We start from the raw sequence: 15,623 nt of genomic DNA, 5'->3' as shown, positions 1-15,623 counted from the left end.
AAGGAGTTGTTCATGCAAAAAGACACGTTTACCCTTCTGGCAAAATACAACAAGGCAGCAAACAAAGCCATGGATAATATCATTAAAACCCTTAATGCCGATGAATGGGGAAAGAACCTCGGCGGGTACTTTGAGTCTGTCCGGGGGCTCTGTTCCCATCTCTATATCTGCGATTTCAATTGGCTTAAGCGCTTTTCAAAACTTCGAAGTTTCTCTGCCCTGGGGGCGCCCATCTTCAGCCGCGATCCTTATTCGTTTAAAGAAACCCTTTTTGAGGATATAAATGAATATCTAGCCAAGCGGCCCGAGCTGGACGAAAAAATTGTAGCCTTTATAGACGAAACGAGCGAGACCGACTTGTCTGCAAACCTCAAATATACTGATTCCAGCGGGACAGCCTATGAGCGGAATTTTAGCGGCCTTCTCCTTCATTTCCTGAACCATGACACCCATCACCGGGGCATGATCTCGGTGTACCTGGAAATACTTGGCCATGAAAACGATTTTAACGGCATAGGCCAGGTAATGTAAAAAGCGGAAGAAGCTGCCTGTCAGGAATTCTTATACACTTCCCACATAAAGATGCTGGCCGCAGAAGCGACGTTCAGGGAATTCACCTCGCCTGTAATGGGTATGCCCATTATTCCATCGCAGATGTTTTTTAATGCAACGCTGATTCCCTTGGCTTCATTCCCCAAGGCTACTATGACCGGACGCTGCAAGCGTTCTTCCGTCAGCGGCATATCGCCTTTAGTATCAGTGCCATAAATTTTAATCCCGCAACGGATCTTTTCATTTTGGATAAATGCCTCAAGCTCGGCAAAAGATTCGACCAGGATAATCTTGGTGTGAAACACGCTACCCAGGCTCGCCCTGATGGTCTTGGGATCGTAGACATCAGCGGCATGCCCTAAAACAAAAAGGGCATCTACATTAAAGGCATTTGCCGAACGTATAACAGAACCTAAATTGCCTGTATCGCCGGGGCGATCAAAGAGGAGTATGAAAGGTTTATCGGGCAGTAGCAATTCATTTAATTTCAGCAGCTTGATTTTCGCGGTAACCAGCATTTCCGAAGCTTCCTGGCGGTCGCAGAGTTTCTGGTACAGGTTTTCGGGCATTTCGATGTTTCGCGCCTTTTCCTGCGCCGCAATGACATCTTTGGCCCAGTCAGAGAGAGCGGCATTCCGGGCGGTGATAATGCGGGTTATTTCACGATTTGCTTTTATTGCCTGCTTAATGGATTCAATCCCTTCAATAAAAACCTCATGGGCCTTGGCACGCTTTGCCCGGTTAAGTTTGAGGGACTCGATGATCTGGTATTCATCGTTTTCGGTATTGATGCTGATTCTATTCATTGCCAATATTCAGGGTAAGGTATGGAAACCCGCAGCAGGGGCACAAGCTCCTCTGAATTTTAATGGGCTTATTTGAATTCTTCGAGAATCTGCACGCCCATATCCTTGATCTTGAATTTATCAATCTGAGGGATAAGTCGGGTAAAATGTTCAGAAGCCATGTGCTTGTCCAGGATGGGCTGGCTCTCCCATTCTTCGATAAAGACATAGACCCCGGGTTCGCCGTTCTTCTTAAAAAGACGGTATTCGATGCAGCCTTTTTCCTTGCGGGTTGCGGCAATGAGTTCCCTGAAAATAGGTTCGGCATCCTTTGCCTTGTCGGGGTTGAGATAATTCGTTGCGATGACTTTAACCATGTAATCCTTCCTTATAAGCGTTATTGCCGTATTATACCTGATAAGCATACTGAAAAGATACAGGAGGCAGGAACAAGGTTTCATTGTATGAAAAATCATACACCAAAATTAACTATTGGTAATTGTCAGCATATCGTTTATAATAGAGACATGGATTTTTTGTTTAATAATTTTGACGCTGTCTCATGGAAAAATATCGTCATGTACGCGGTCGGGATTGTCCTTATTTACCTTGCGATAAAGAAGGAATACGAGCCTGCCCTGCTCTTGCCCATGGGTTTTGGCGCGATTTTGGTCAACTTGCCCCTGAGCGGCGTGGTAAACCAGATTATGCCGGGCATAGGGGAAACCTCAGGGGTCATAGAATGGCTTTTTAATACGGGCATTCATGCGTCCGAGGCCATGCCCCTTCTCCTCTTTGTTGGCATTGGGGCGATGATAGATTTTTCGCCCCTGTTAACGAAGCCTGTCTACTTCCTGTTCGGCGCAGGCGCCCATTTTGGTATTTTCGCGTCGATTGCCCTGGCAACTTTGCTTGGCTTCGATATGAAGGATGCGGCATCCATCGGCATAATCGGGGCGGCCGACGGCCCCACCACCATTCTGGTTTCCCAGGTTCTCAGGTCGAACTACCTTGGGGCAATAGCGGTCACCGCCTATTCCTACATGGCCCTGGTGCCCATCATTCAGCCCTTCGCCATCAGGCTGGTCACCACCAAAAAAGAGCGCCTCATCAGGATGGAGCCTATTGCTTCATCCGAGGCGCCAAAGCTCCTAAAGATCGTGTTCCCCATTCTGACGACCGTAATTGTCGGCTTTATTGCGCCTGCCGCTGCCGCCCTTATCGGCTTTCTCATGTTCGGCAACCTCGTCCGTGAATGCGGCGTGTTAAAATCCCTTTCCGACACTGCGCAAAAAGAGCTTACAAATATCATAACCCTGCTGCTGGGCATCACCATAGCCTTTACCATGCAGGCCGATGGGTTTATCACTGTGGATACCATAAAAATCATGGCCATAGGTTTATTCGCCTTTATTTTTGATACTATCGGAGGCGTGTTTTTTGCGAAATTCATCAATATCTTTTTAAAGAAAAAGGTTAACCCCATGATTGGAGCTGCCGGCATATCCGCCTTCCCCATGTCGGCCCGGGTTATTCAAAAAATGGCCCTTAAGGAAGACCCCCAGAATATTTTTCTTATGCACGCCGTAAGCGCGAATGTGTCAGGGCAGATTGCCTCTGTCATAGCAAGCGGCCTTGTCCTCAGCTTGATAACAAAGTTTATATAGGAGTCAATTATGCCTGCCGGTACAATAAACAATTTTTACGCCTCATTGGAAATTATGTGGAAGGGGATGCTGGGGCTTTTTTTGGTCTGCGGCGCTTTGGCAATTGTAATTATGATAGTCGCAAAAATATGCACCCCAAAGAAAAAGGATTCGACATTAAATAATTAAGTCGATTACAATTCCCGTAAGATATGCAAAAACAATAGAGAATAAAATATAGATGATAAACCGTTTCATGCCTAAAACGATTTTGACTGCCCCTAAATTGGTAATTTTAGTGGCAGGGCCTGTTATCATGAATGCAGAGGCAGCGCCCATGGTCATGCCGGAATCCAGCCACTGCATGAGGAGGGGGATAGTTCCGCCGCCGCAGGCATAGAGGGGGACGCCTATTGTTGCCGCCATAAGGACGCCGAAGCCCCGCTTGCTTCCGAAAAGGGCCGCAAAGCCGTCTGGCGGCACATAACGCTGGAACACGGCCGAGAGGGCTATACCGATAAGGAAATAGAGGCCGGTTGCCTTGATATTCCGCAAAATGTTTTTTAAAAACCGCAGCAGGGGATTTGGGTCGGTGTCGCGGCTTGCAGTTTCCGTGAACCCCGAAAAATCAAAAAACCCCTTATCTTTATGCAAAATACGAATGAGTACTCCTGCTGCGATGCCGCACAAAAAGCAGGAAACAAAACGCACTATTACTGCGGTTTTTCCAAGTGCGATACTGTAAATGATGAGCTGTGGATTCAGCAGTATTGAACACATTATAAATGATGCGAGCCAGTCATCCCTCATTCCCTTCTCTGAAAATGAGGCGGCTATGGGGATAGTTCCGTACATACAAAGAGGCGAAGCAATGCCGATGAGGCTTGCAGGAACTACCCCGAATATGCCAAGCTTTTTTTTGCCCAGGGCGGTGAAAAGGGCGTGGATCTTTTCTTTCCCGAAGACTGATATTGCGGACCCCAATACTATGCCCAGGACATAGTATCCGGCTATCTGCTCTAACTGGATACTGAAATAATACCAGAGATAGACAAACTCGCGATTTAATGCTTCGGCCATCAATAATCGCAATCCGCCGAGGGCTGGTTCATCATGATGGCGGGTAAAAAAGTCATAGCAACGGGTTCTTTCATCGATTGCCCCTTTCTTTGCCTATATTAGTATAAACCGCTAAATCAAACAAGGAATCCATACATAATCATACCAATGACAAGCGGCCTGACTCAATATTGAATTGACGGGGCAACGGCATGCATATATAATAATAAAAGAGAGAATTTTGACAATCATTCTTGGTATCATTTGTATAGTACTCCTCTTCCTCCTTGCCGTGATTTTTATGCGGCTGCGAAAAAATGAACAGCTGAATCGCCAGGACGATCAACGGAGGGAAAACATTGAAGCCCTGTATAAAGAGCGCCTGAAAAACCTGGAACAGCAGAGCGCCACCTATGCGGCGGTTTTTTCCAGCATACCGGATCTGATTTTTACCAAGGATCTCACCAACCATTATATCCAGGTCAACAAGAGTTTTGAATTGTATTTTAACCTTTCCCATGACGAGGTTGTGGGCAAGACAATCAGTGAACTAAGCAGGCCGAGCCCCAAGGATGCCGAGCTGTACCATAAAAGCGATCTTCAGGTAATTAATGGCAAGGTAACCATAACTGTAGAGGAGCCGATTTTTTCTCCTTTTCTGGGTGAGACACGGTTCTTTGAGGTCATCAAGATTCCGCTTTTGGACAAGTACAGGGAAGTCAAATCGGTATTGTGCATAGCCCGGGACATTACCAAGCGCAGGGAGGCCGAGGCGGTAGCCCTGGAAGCTTCCCAGGCAAAGGGCAACTTCCTTTCGCATATGAGCCACGAAATCCGGACACCTCTGAACGCCATCATCGGTATGACCCGCATCACCCGGGATTCCCTGGGCAATCCGGAAAAGGCGGCTAAATCCATCGACCAGGTGATGCTGGCGTCGGACCATCTCCTGGAACTCCTGAATGATGTGCTGGATATGTCAAAGATCGAGAGCGGGAAATTTGAAATAGCCGACGAACCTTTCGATTTGCAGGATATCCTGGGAGAAGTTTCCAGCATTATCAATCAGCGCTGCCGGGAAAAGATCATCCATTTCAGGATCAATCAGGACAGGCTGGACGGGGAGCGGCTTCAGCTCGTGGGCGACAAGCTGCGGCTCAAGCAGGTGCTTATCAATCTTTTGGGCAATGCGGTCAAGTTTACCGGACAGGAAGGGCGGATCGTCCTGTATGTCGATAAGAAAGGGGAAACTGCCGATTCGGTGTCCCTGGAGTTTGCAGTCGCCGATGATGGCATTGGGATGACGGAAGATCAGATGAAGCATCTCTTCAATGCCTTTGAACAGGCAGACAGCACCATCGCCGGCCGTTTCGGCGGCACCGGCCTTGGTCTTGCCATAAGCCGGAACCTGATAAAGCTCATGGGCAGCGACATTACGGTGGAAAGCAAGTTCAATGAAGGGACTACTTTCCGCTTTGATCTGACCCTGCGCCGGGCTGGGGCTGAAGCTGAAATCGGGATCGCCGAAGAAGAAGCGATCAATCTGGATCTGGCAGGGAAGCGCATACTTCTGGTAGAAGATATCGAAGTGAACCGCTTGATTATCACCGAAATATTATCCGATTCCCGGGTAGATATAATTCAGGCGGAGAATGGGCAGGACGCGGTAGAAAAATTCGGCGCATCCCCCCAGCATTTTTTCGATTTGATCTTTATGGATGTTCAAATGCCGGTTATGGATGGATACGAGGCAGCCCAGGCTATACGCGGCATGGATAGGGAAGATGCCGCCGGAGTGCCAATAATCGCCATGACCGCGAACGCCTATCAGGAGGATATAAATATGGCGCTGGCAGCCGGCATGAACGGACATGTTTCAAAGCCAATAGATTTTGAAAAGGTTAACAAGCTTTTATATGATATTTTGGTAAAAGGAGAAAAGGACTATGCCAAAGAAAGGAATTAAACTCGAATTTTTGTTTATCATTTTTGCGGCCCTGATGTTCGGGGCAGTCAGCATTCTGTCCCTGCGATCCATTCAGCAGCAGGGGGGCAACGCGCGAGTGGTAAATTATGCCGGCATTGTCCGGGGCCGTACCCAGAAGCTGGTGAAGGAAGAGCTCCGCAGGCAGCCTGACGATGTTTCCCTCAATGCGCTGAACACCATTGTGGAGGAATTAAGCTTTGGCGGGCCTATCAATAATCTGATTGAGCTGCCCGACCATGTCTTTCAGGAAAACATGACGGAAATCCGTGAAAAGTGGGCATTGCTAAAGGAACAGATCAATATTGTCCGTAACGGCGGGAATGATCAGGAACTGTATGACCAGAGCCAGGAATATTTTACCCTGGCAAATACCGCAGTGTTCAATGCCGAAAGCTACTCGGAGCGTCAGGTGGTTCGATCGCGGTCTATCCTGATGGGCTGCATTGTGTTGTTTATTGCTATCCTGGGTGTGGGCGTTTTTTACGTTATTCGCATGATAGCCGTGGGACGCAGGGCCGAAGCCCTGGGCAAGCTTGCTTACATCGATGTGCTTACCGGCCTCCCCAACAGAGCTCGCTGCGAACGGGTATGCCAGGAGCATGACCGGGCAAAACCTGTAGAAAACCTCACAGTATATATGTTTGATATGAACAATTTGAAAATTGTGAACGATAAATTGGGGCACCAGGCAGGGGATAAGCTTATCCATGCCTTTGCCACTGCCTTGCGCAACTGGGCCGATGAGATTGGCTTTGTAGGCCGTTATGGCGGCGATGAATTCCTGGCGATCTTTGATGATACCAGCGGCGACGAGGCCGAGGAGCATCTTCTCCGGTTGGAAAAAATTGTAGAAGAGTACAATAAAAACCAGGAAAGCAAACTGGAACGCATCAGCTTTGCCGGTGGTTACCGGGTAGACAACCTGGCCATCTCTGACATGGAGGCCATGATCCTGGACGCCGACCGAAGCATGTATACCCGAAAGCGGCAGATGCGGGAGGCGATGCTGGATTAGGCACAACGCAAAATATTGGCTTTGTGTTTTTGCAGGTACCGGCTTATCATCCCGATTAGGTGCATGAAGTCTATGGGCTTCCCGACATGGTCATTTATGCCGGCCTCGGTGCATTTGGCCATGACCTCGCCGCCTATATCGGCGGTTACCGCAATGATGGGTACCCTGGTTGCGCCGGGAAGGCCGGATGCGCGGATGCGGCGGCTCGCTTCAAAGCCGTCCATTTCCGGCATGTGGAGATCCATCAGCAGGAAATCATAGGCGCCTTTCTTCTCGCAGAATTTCTCCACCGCGTCGCGGCCGTTCACCGCGCTATCAATTATGGCCCCGGTTTCTTCAAGCATTTCTCCAAGGATATCCCGGTTCACTTCCACGTCGTCAACAATGAGGAAGCGCTTGTTTTCAAAAGGCGCCTGATCTTCAATTGCTTTATCGCTGCCTTGGGTTTCCGGAATCCTCAGAGGGATGGTACAGGTAAAGATCGAGCCCTTATCCGGTTCGGATTCGACCGTGATTTTGCCATTCATGCTTTCAATGATGCCCTTGGCAATGGGCAGGCCCAGGCCGACTCCGTAATATATGCGGTTTATCCCGTTGTTTCCCTGCTCAAAGGGGTCCCAGAGCCGTACCATCAGTTCATCGGTAATACCGATCCCTGTATCCCGGATCTCAAAATGGAGCGCCCCTTTGTCGGCGGTGACCGAGAAATCGATGAAGCCGCCTTCGGTGGTAAACTTCACCGCGTTCCCCAGGATATTGATCAGGGCCTGCCTAAGGCCGGCCTCATCGGCAAGGACAATATCGGGAAGATCCCCGGCGACATTCATAGTGAAATGCTGCTTTCTTTCTTCCGCGCGGCTCCGGATCAGTTTTTCCAGGGACTGGAGCATGGAAGGCAGGCTGCATTCCTGGAATGCCCGTGAAAAGTTACCGTGCTCGAATTTAATCCAATCGAGGATATTATTGATTATGTTCAGCAGATCCTGGGCAGATTCACCGATTTTATTAAGGCAATGGTTACGGTGCTGATCATCCTCCGCAATTTTCGCAAGATCCGCCATACCGATTATCCCGTTCATCGGGGTACGCATCTCATGGCTTATACGGCTGATAAAATCGTTCTTTGCTTTGTTATAATATTCCGCCTGCTCCTTGGCGTTGATAAGTTCCTGCTGCATGGCATAAAACTCAGTAACATCATCAGTAGAAATACTGCGGACAATTTTCCCGCTTCCCAAAGTCATGGCATATATCCCGATAACCGGGATGCACAAAAAGAAGGAAGCCAACAGGATTAAACCCTTTCCGCTTTGGTAGTCATGGCTTGCAAAAGACACAGCCAAAAGGCCGCAGAAGCAGAGGACGGTTGCCAGAATGGCCAGGTTCCTGGGGGACTGTTTTTTGTTCTTTTTCTCCATTTTTCTCTCCAATGTAATTATTAGTATTTCAGTCATAATATACTCATAATTATTGAAAAAACCAAATAAATTAGGCCTGTATTTTGAAGAATTCAAGAGAAATTTAACTTGCCATTAGGGTGAAACAGGGCAAATTGTCTACTTTTGTATACACTATTCCTTCATCTCTTTAAAAACACTGGCAGAGAGGGGTATTGATAATGCAAATGTCGCAATGTCGGCAGCTGGCTGGCTGGCCAGAATGCCGGTGAGCCCAAAGATCGGGGTCAGAATGAATAGCAGGGGCAACATAAATAGCCCCTGGCGGGCAAAGGCAAGGAGGCTTGCCTTGAAGGCTTTTCCCATGGTCTGCATCATCATATTGTTGATAGTAATCCAGCCCAAAAAAAGTATGGTAGAACACTGAAACCGGAACGCCTGGGTCCCGATTTTTATAAGCAGGAGATCGTCGGGCCTGAAGAGCGCGATTATTTGGGGGGCAAAGACAAAGCCGAGAAGGCCCAAGGGTATGAGCGGGATGGTCATGGCAAGGAAGGAGAAGCGGAAGCCTTCTTTTACCCGCTTGTATAATTTTGCGCCATAATTGAAACCGCATACAGGCTGGAACCCCTGCCCTATGCCGCCGACCAGGGAGCCGGCCATGTTGAACACCCGCTGCACAATGGTAAGGGCCGCAATTGCTTCATCGCCAAAAGAACCGGCAAAATTATTCATGAATATGCCTGACACGCTTGCTATGCCCTGGCGCACCAGGGACGGAAGGCCGCCTCTTACCATTTCTTTATAGTTTGCGATGCTGGGGGAAAAGTATTTTAATTGTATGCGCACATTGTCTTTTTTGGTTGAGCCTATAAAGAGGAGGCCGAAACTGACAACCTGGCTTAAGCACGTTGCAAGGGAAGCCCCTGCAATCCCCCAATGGAATACGAAAATGAACAGCGGGTCCAGGCCCATATTGATAACCGCCCCGCCTACCATGCCAATCATGCCGTTAAAAGAACTGCCCTGATAGCGCAGAAGGTTGTTCTGCATCAGGGAACACATCATAAAAGGGGCGCCGATAAGGATGAAACGCAGGTAGTCGCGCCCAAAGGGGAGTATGGTATCCGTAGCGCCGAGCAGGCGGACAAGAGGGTCTAAACCTAAAGAGCCAAAGCATGCCAGGACCGCGCCTGCAATAAAGGCTGAATAAAAACCTGTGGCAGCCATTTTGGAAGCGTTTTTGTAGTGCTGTGCGCCCAGTTCCCGGGCTATGTAATTCCCCGTTCCATGACCGAAGAAAAATCCGACAGCCTGTATCACCGCCATAAGGGGGAAGGCAACGCCCACTGCCGCTGTGGCGCTGGTCCCCAGGAAGCTTACGAAAAATGTATCCGTCATGTTGTAAATTGAGGTAATCAGCATTATTAAAATCGAGGGGATGGCAAGACTCGTAATAAGCCGTCCCACAGGAGCGGTGGTCATTTTGAGGAATTTCTGATTTTGTTCATCTGTGTTCATGGGTGCTTCCTATTTGTATAACTCTTGAGTATATCGATAAACATGTTGGTCATTTCGATAAAGCTCAAATCCTTGTTTACCCCCCTGCCATGCCGGAAAAACCCCATGGCCTCGAGGGATACGAAACCATGGAGGCTGCTGCGCATAAAGCGGATAAAATGTGTTTCGTCCCGGGGTATCAATCGGTAAGGTTCCAATATCCTGCGAAAGGTGTTTTGCAGGGAATGGGCTGTTTCCCGTAATTCTCCATCGTCTATCCGGGCAATAATTGAGAGAACTTTATACAATTGAGGGTGTTTCCTGGCAAAATCACGATAAGCGGCTGCAATTTCCCTGATCGCCTTCTCATGAGAGCGGCCCACAACCCGGTCGCGTATGCTTTTTTCCATCTGCTCAAGAGCCGATTGGGCAACCTGTACCCGTATGTCGTCCAGACCGGCGACATGGTTATACAGGGACGGCGGTTTCACCTCAAGGGCTGCTGCCAGGTTTTGCAGGCTTAAATTTTCAAAGCCTTCTGATTCGGTAATCAGCAGCGCAGCAGAGAGAATCGTTTCTTTATTCAGGCCGCGTTTTTGCCCCATAACTAATATACATAATATATAACTAATTTAATTAGTTAGTCAAGAGTCCAGGGCTTGTATTCAATAATCTCCTGCTCGATCCCTTTGCCGCTTGTTTCAATTCTTTGGATAAGCTCCCGTATGCCCGGAAGGGCGCGGGTTTCGTCTTTTATCAGGCTGATACGCTTCAGCATGGACGGCTCAAGCTTCCTGCCATGCTGAAGATACCCATCGAAGGTTGAGGCATCCATGCATACGGGCGTTACGGTTTGGCCTGCTATATCCTGAAGCTCCTGCAAAATGAGTATGCCCTCGGGGTCAAGGTCGCCTGCATGGAAGAAAGCAAAGCCCGATTTTGCAAGAACCTTTGCCAGGGCGCGTACCGCCCTGTTGGGATGGCCGCCAATATAGAGCAGGCAGGTGTATTTGTGCGAAGAGGCGGCAAGGGTAAAGAACGTTTCCTTGTTTTCTATCATTAATACCGAGGGAGATTTACCTGCGGCGGGTACGGAGCAATAGCCTGTTATGGATCTGATTTTTTGAATGGTGATAAGGGGCAGGATGAGTATTACGCCGTTTTCATTGGCCAGGGGCCGAGAATCTTCAATATTGATGATAATTTTTCCGGCTATGGAAGTTTCAGGAAAGGAACGGTCAAGAAACGAAAATTCAGGAATGGATATTCCCTGTTTTTCTGCCCTGGCAAAAATCGTCTTGAATGAATTAATAAGGGCTTCGAGCCTTTTGGAATCATTATAAAGCGAGACTGACAGGGCGCGAAGGGTAAGGTTTATGGGTTTGGAAATTGCCGTAAAGAGTTTTGCCAAATCGTGCACCGATTCTGCATTGATCCCCTTGGCGGCATCAAGGGCTGTGATGCCATTGGCAAGGAAAGCGAAAAAAGCGCCCAAGGTATCATTGGGTGAAACGATTTGTTCCGCCGCTTCCCGTGCCTCTTCCGCAGCGGCTTTAGGCGAAAGCCTTTTTCTTAATTGATAAAGCTTTTCCATGTCGAGGCAGACAATGGCGGAAAGCAGCTCGCCTTTTCTGTGGCGTGCCCAGACAAGGGAGACGAACCCTTGTGTCTCAAGGGATTCCACAGCGTCGAGGAAAGATTCCTTTTCGTCAGGCGGGGCGTTATCAAAGCCGGGGAAGATTTTTGCGGCAGGAATACGCAGCCTATGGTTTGCCGCAGGAAAATCCGCGCTATTGACTTTGGCGGAGACCGAAAAAGGGTAACGCTCTATAAAGGCGTTGAGTATATGATCTTCCCAGGTGGTCATGCTTTTGCTTTCCCGGCTTCCCCGTGGAAATCCCAGACCCGCGCAGAATAGCCGTGGCGCACAACGAGGTTCGTGCGGTCTACCTGGGGGGCGATGGCTTCGATTTTTTCAGGAGGTACGGCGCTGATAAGCTGGATATTGAGGTCTTTATAAAAATTGAGTATTTTGATAATCCGTTCGTCGTCCATGCGGTTAAAGGCTTCGTCAAACATTACGAGGCGTATGGTTTCTTCGGGGCGGTCTTTGAAAAAGCGGTAGAAGCTTGCGGCAATGGCGACATAGTAGGGAGTCTGGGTTTCGCCGCCCGATTTCTCACGAATCACTTTGGAGAGGGAGCTGTCCATAGGCTTGCCGGTGATTTGATCGATGGTATCGGTGGCGCGGATTTTGATATCGTACTGGAAGTAGGTGCGGTAATCGCAGATGCTCCGCATTTCCGGGGAATCGAGGTCGGTGGTGAGGATTTTTTCGAAAAGCATTTCCACGGCTTTGTATTCTTCGGGGTCGTTGATTTGGGAAAAGAGACCGTCGTCCATGGTGGGGATGGCTGCGGTTCTCTTGATAATTTCGATTTGCCCCTTGCGGTCGCTTTTTTCTTCCAGGGCAAAGCGGTACTGGTCGCGGCCAAAAGAAAGGGAGCGGAGTATTTCGTTTATCTCCTTAAAGCTTTCGCGCGCTATTTCTATGTTCTCGTTAAGATTGGAAATGAAATGCTCTTTGAATTCCTTTTCGGCATCCCGTTTGGCTTTTTCTATCTTTTCGCGGTATTCAGGTAGCTCGGATGTTTCGAGGCGTTTTAACAGTTTTTCCGCCTCGTCATTTTCCCCAGGGTCTATGGGGAGATAGGTATGAAAATCCCTGTCGTAGTTGTGGACAAGGTCAGCATATTCGGCACGGCGGTTTTTGACGCTTGTTTGATATCCCTTTAAATTCGATTCATATTTGCTCGAAAGGTCGTAAATATTTTCTTTGCTAAGCTGTTTTTCCGCATAATCCTCGCATTCGCTTATTTCGAAGGGATGGTTTTCGGCAAAAAGCCCTATTGCGTGTTCACGATCCCCAATTGCGGTTTTTATATTTTCCATTGAAGCACGGCAGTCGATAATGATTTGATTTTCGCTTCCCTGCTCTTTGTAACAGCTTTGCAATCCTTCACCGCTTACGCGTATGCGTTCTGCAAGGCTGTCCCGTTTTTCCTGGAGTTCCTTGAAACTCCTGGTGTCAATGGCCGAAAGTTCATTTTCAGCCACTGACAAATCATTGCGCATTTTTAACGTGGCAGCCACCGAGGGGAGAAGGTAACTTAAATCGATAAGGGTGCGGCCTACCCTGCGGAAGCCTTCTTCTTTTTGCGCAGCTTCTTGTTCCTTTGCTGTTGATTCTTCATGAACTTTTTGAAGCCGCAGTTTTTCTGCTATAAGGAATTCTTTGCGTTCCCTTTGGGCTGCCTTGCCAAGATAATGGCGGCTATAGATATTTTGATCTATCCGCGACGCGGTAAAACCGGAATAACGCATGCATTCCCTGGTTACTGCCGAACCGAAGTTTTTCAAGCTCCTGATATCTGCGCAGATTACATTGCCCAGGACAAAATCGATGTAATGCCGGGCATAGATTGATCCGGTTTCCACAAGGGAGGCGAGGGAATTTTTCTGTGCCGGGTTTCTTTCGACCGCATCCCGCATTTTTTCGAGGTTGGGAAGAAAAGCCCCTGATATGTGACGGGGAAGGCGGTCGTAAATTTCGAGAGCCTTTTGAAAATCCTTCGGATCTACCAAAATGGCAAAACGCCGGGTGCTGAGCCAGCCTTCGACCGCATCCACCCAATCGGGGTTTGTAATATCGGCAATATCGGCAAGAATGGCGGCGGCTATACCTTCTTTTTCGAGTGCTGCTTTAAGGCTTGCCGGCGCTTCGGGATACCGCAGTAATCCCCGTTCAAGTTCGGCCAGTTCCGCTGAGGCTTCGCGCAGGGCGAGGGCGGCCTCTTCCTTTTGTATGCGGGCGGCGTCTTTTTCTGATCGGGCTTGATTTTCTTCGGATTCGATCTTTGAGCTGTCTTCCGCAGGGTTTTCGCTCAATTTCCGGCCCAACATGGCCTCGCATTGGGTTTTTAAGGTATGGTAGCGTTCGGCCTTGGGTTCTTCGATTTCAAGATCTTTTTTTAGCCTGTTAATGCGATCTTCAATCTGCATGTAAAGGATATGGGCATCATTGGCAGCCAAGCTGGCATCGGTTTTCCGCAGTTCATTTTCCCATTCAAAACGACTTTCATTAAGCCCGGCTATTTTTTGCTCCAGGGATTTCAGTTTTTCTTCAGCTGCGGAAAGTTTGCGTTCTTCCTTTTGGTTTTTTTGAAGTTCTTCGTCCCGGTGAATGCGGAGCATGAGATATTCCTGTTTAAGGATGAGTCCTTCGTACATGCGCCATTCTGCGGCTTTTGCGCTGATTTTTTTAAGCACTTCTATACGCTGAACCGCCCCTTTGGCTTCACGCTCCGCTTCTTTATAACTTTCAAGGTTATTCTTCATGTCCTGTATTTCGACAGGTTTTTCCTCCAGAATATAATCGCAAACAAATCGATCCACCGAGATCATGGGGGTAAAACTCACGGATCTGGTAAAGGCTTCGAGGTAAGGACTGTAATCTATATTGCGCCGCCATACTCCAATTGCCGCAGTGAATTCCCTGAGGTAAAGTTTTTTCGATTCAAAGGTTTCCATCTTTTTGTTTGCGTGAGCGGCGGCGCCGGCCCAGCTGTCCTTAAGCTGGCGGAAATTAAGGGGCTGCTCCTGGCCGGTACGCACTTTTAACGAAGCAATGGGCAAACTCCCCATCCAAAAATGTTCATTGCAATTCCCGTCTGTATAGGCTTCAACACAGACCCCTGCGGATAAAACTTCTCCACCGGTACGGGAAAATTCCAGCATTACATGGGCTACGGTATCGCCCCGCATGTAATCGGTAGTATCGCTGCCGACTTTGCAGCGCACATAGCCCAAAAGATCCCTGCCGCTCTTGCGCTCACCTGCAGCAGCGTTGAACCTGGCCTTGCGAAGATCCGCTGCCATAGCATATTGAATGGCATCGAGTATCGTGGTCTTGCCTGAACCATTGTCGCCTGCAAAAAGGCAGCGGTTTCCTATGGCAATAAGGGTATCATCAAAATTATGCCAATTCACCAGGCGCACGCGTTCAAGGGTAATCATGATGGGTTGTCCTCTTTCTTCGCCGCCGTTACCTGCGCAATTTGCGCCATAAGCTCGTCAATGCCGTCCCTGTCAAGTCCCATGGCTAGACTGGGGTAGAGGATCATGGTCCCCTCGGGGTCCGCGAAATCGGAAGCATCAAAGGCTATCACTTTATAGGACTGGAGGCGGCGGAAGATTTCTTTTTGGCGGGTCTTTTTAAGCTTCTCGTCAGCCATGGCATTGTAGCGGTCAACAAAATCGCCAATCCGCACGGTGGGAAAGGCGGTGAGGAAAAGCTCCGCCCGCTTTTCTTCATAGAGAAGCCGGGCAACGAGGAAGGCGCAAGTTTCTTCCCGGCCCAGGCGCAGGCGGGTATCGCCGCCTCCCCGGAAGCTTACCACCCCGAGGCTTTCGTCCCGTACCAGGCTTGCGTCCATGCAGGAAAACCATGCGTCAAAAAGCGAAGCGTTGCGTATGGCAAAATCATAAAGTTCCCGTTCTTTTTCTATGCCCCTGATTATGAATGTTTTTGCCAGGAGCGTGCGCACTGCTGTTTTAAACAGATCAAAATCCGAGGCGGTCAATTCGGTGATAAGGGACAAACCCTGAAGATCCTGTAACATC

Annotated in this window: 13 protein-coding genes; 4 read left to right on the top strand and 9 right to left on the bottom strand. The window is 48.8% G+C overall.

The annotated features are described in order from the left end of the window. The first annotated feature begins 12 nt into the window (after positions 1-12). Positions 13-531, top strand: a complete 519-nt coding sequence (locus tag TREAZ_RS02325) for a DinB family protein (protein ID WP_015710188.1) — start codon at positions 13-15, stop codon at positions 529-531. A 20-nt stretch (positions 532-551) separates the two neighbouring features. Here the strand turns inward: TREAZ_RS02325 and TREAZ_RS02320 are convergent, their stop codons facing one another. Both TREAZ_RS02320 and TREAZ_RS02315 read right to left on the bottom strand, forming a co-directional pair. Next, on the bottom strand, positions 552-1,358 hold the full coding sequence (locus TREAZ_RS02320) for an RNA methyltransferase (protein WP_015710187.1): 807 nt from the start codon (positions 1,356-1,358) through the stop codon (positions 552-554). Positions 1,359-1,426: 68 nt separating this feature from the next. Then, positions 1,427-1,714 (bottom strand): putative quinol monooxygenase, encoded by a 288-nt coding sequence (locus TREAZ_RS02315; protein ID WP_043923230.1) that lies wholly within the window; start codon positions 1,712-1,714, stop codon positions 1,427-1,429. Between the two features lie 150 nt (positions 1,715-1,864). Here TREAZ_RS02315 and TREAZ_RS02310 point away from each other — a divergent pair, with 150 nt between their 5' ends. Further along, positions 1,865-3,004, top strand: coding sequence for a sodium ion-translocating decarboxylase subunit beta (locus tag TREAZ_RS02310; RefSeq protein ID WP_015710184.1), 1,140 nt, complete (start codon positions 1,865-1,867; stop codon positions 3,002-3,004). Between the two features lie 156 nt (positions 3,005-3,160). Here the strand turns inward: TREAZ_RS02310 and TREAZ_RS02305 are convergent, their stop codons facing one another. Further along, positions 3,161-4,063, bottom strand: a complete 903-nt coding sequence (locus TREAZ_RS02305; protein WP_015710182.1) for a permease — start codon at positions 4,061-4,063, stop codon at positions 3,161-3,163. 220 nt (positions 4,064-4,283) lie between these two features. Here TREAZ_RS02305 and TREAZ_RS02300 point away from each other — a divergent pair, with 220 nt between their 5' ends. Together TREAZ_RS02300 and TREAZ_RS02295 are read left to right on the top strand one after the other, a co-directional pair. Beyond that, positions 4,284-6,008, top strand: a complete 1,725-nt coding sequence (locus tag TREAZ_RS02300) for an ATP-binding protein (protein ID WP_015710181.1) — start codon at positions 4,284-4,286, stop codon at positions 6,006-6,008. After that, a complete protein-coding gene (locus TREAZ_RS02295) occupies positions 5,989-7,044 on the top strand; it encodes a GGDEF domain-containing protein (protein WP_043922751.1) in 1,056 nt (351 codons plus the stop codon). The genes TREAZ_RS02300 and TREAZ_RS02295 overlap by 20 nt, the downstream gene beginning before the upstream one ends. Here TREAZ_RS02295 and TREAZ_RS02290 read toward each other — a convergent pair. From TREAZ_RS02290 to TREAZ_RS02265, 6 genes are all read right to left on the bottom strand, one after another. Continuing rightward, positions 7,041-8,462 (bottom strand): ATP-binding protein, encoded by a 1,422-nt coding sequence (locus TREAZ_RS02290; protein ID WP_015710180.1) that lies wholly within the window; start codon positions 8,460-8,462, stop codon positions 7,041-7,043. The genes TREAZ_RS02295 and TREAZ_RS02290 overlap by 4 nt on opposite strands. A 153-nt stretch (positions 8,463-8,615) precedes the next feature. Next, on the bottom strand, positions 8,616-9,962 hold the full coding sequence (locus tag TREAZ_RS02285) for an MATE family efflux transporter (protein ID WP_015710179.1): 1,347 nt from the start codon (positions 9,960-9,962) through the stop codon (positions 8,616-8,618). Next, on the bottom strand, positions 9,959-10,546 hold the full coding sequence (locus TREAZ_RS02280) for a TetR/AcrR family transcriptional regulator (RefSeq protein WP_015710178.1): 588 nt from the start codon (positions 10,544-10,546) through the stop codon (positions 9,959-9,961). The genes TREAZ_RS02285 and TREAZ_RS02280 overlap by 4 nt, the downstream gene beginning before the upstream one ends. 35 nt (positions 10,547-10,581) lie before the next feature. Continuing rightward, the gene (locus tag TREAZ_RS02275; RefSeq protein WP_015710177.1) at positions 10,582-11,808 is read right to left on the bottom strand and encodes a Wadjet anti-phage system protein JetD domain-containing protein; all 1,227 of its coding nucleotides are present in this window, start codon (positions 11,806-11,808) and stop codon (positions 10,582-10,584) included. Continuing rightward, complete coding sequence (locus TREAZ_RS02270) at positions 11,805-15,017, bottom strand: ATP-binding protein (protein ID WP_015710176.1); 3,213 nt, start codon at positions 15,015-15,017, stop codon at positions 11,805-11,807. Before TREAZ_RS02270 ends, TREAZ_RS02275 begins: the two co-directional genes overlap by 4 nt. Further along, the gene (locus TREAZ_RS02265) at positions 15,014-15,622 is read right to left on the bottom strand and encodes a DUF4194 domain-containing protein (RefSeq protein ID WP_015710175.1); all 609 of its coding nucleotides are present in this window, start codon (positions 15,620-15,622) and stop codon (positions 15,014-15,016) included. The genes TREAZ_RS02270 and TREAZ_RS02265 overlap by 4 nt, the downstream gene beginning before the upstream one ends. Position 15,623 lies beyond the last annotated feature (1 nt).

It is taken from the genome of Leadbettera azotonutricia ZAS-9 (assembly GCF_000214355.1).
Taxonomy (GTDB): Bacteria; Spirochaetota; Spirochaetia; order Treponematales; family Breznakiellaceae; genus Leadbettera; species Leadbettera azotonutricia.
The sequence above is the reverse complement of the archived record's forward strand: the minus strand, read 5'-3'. Positions and strand labels throughout refer to the sequence as shown.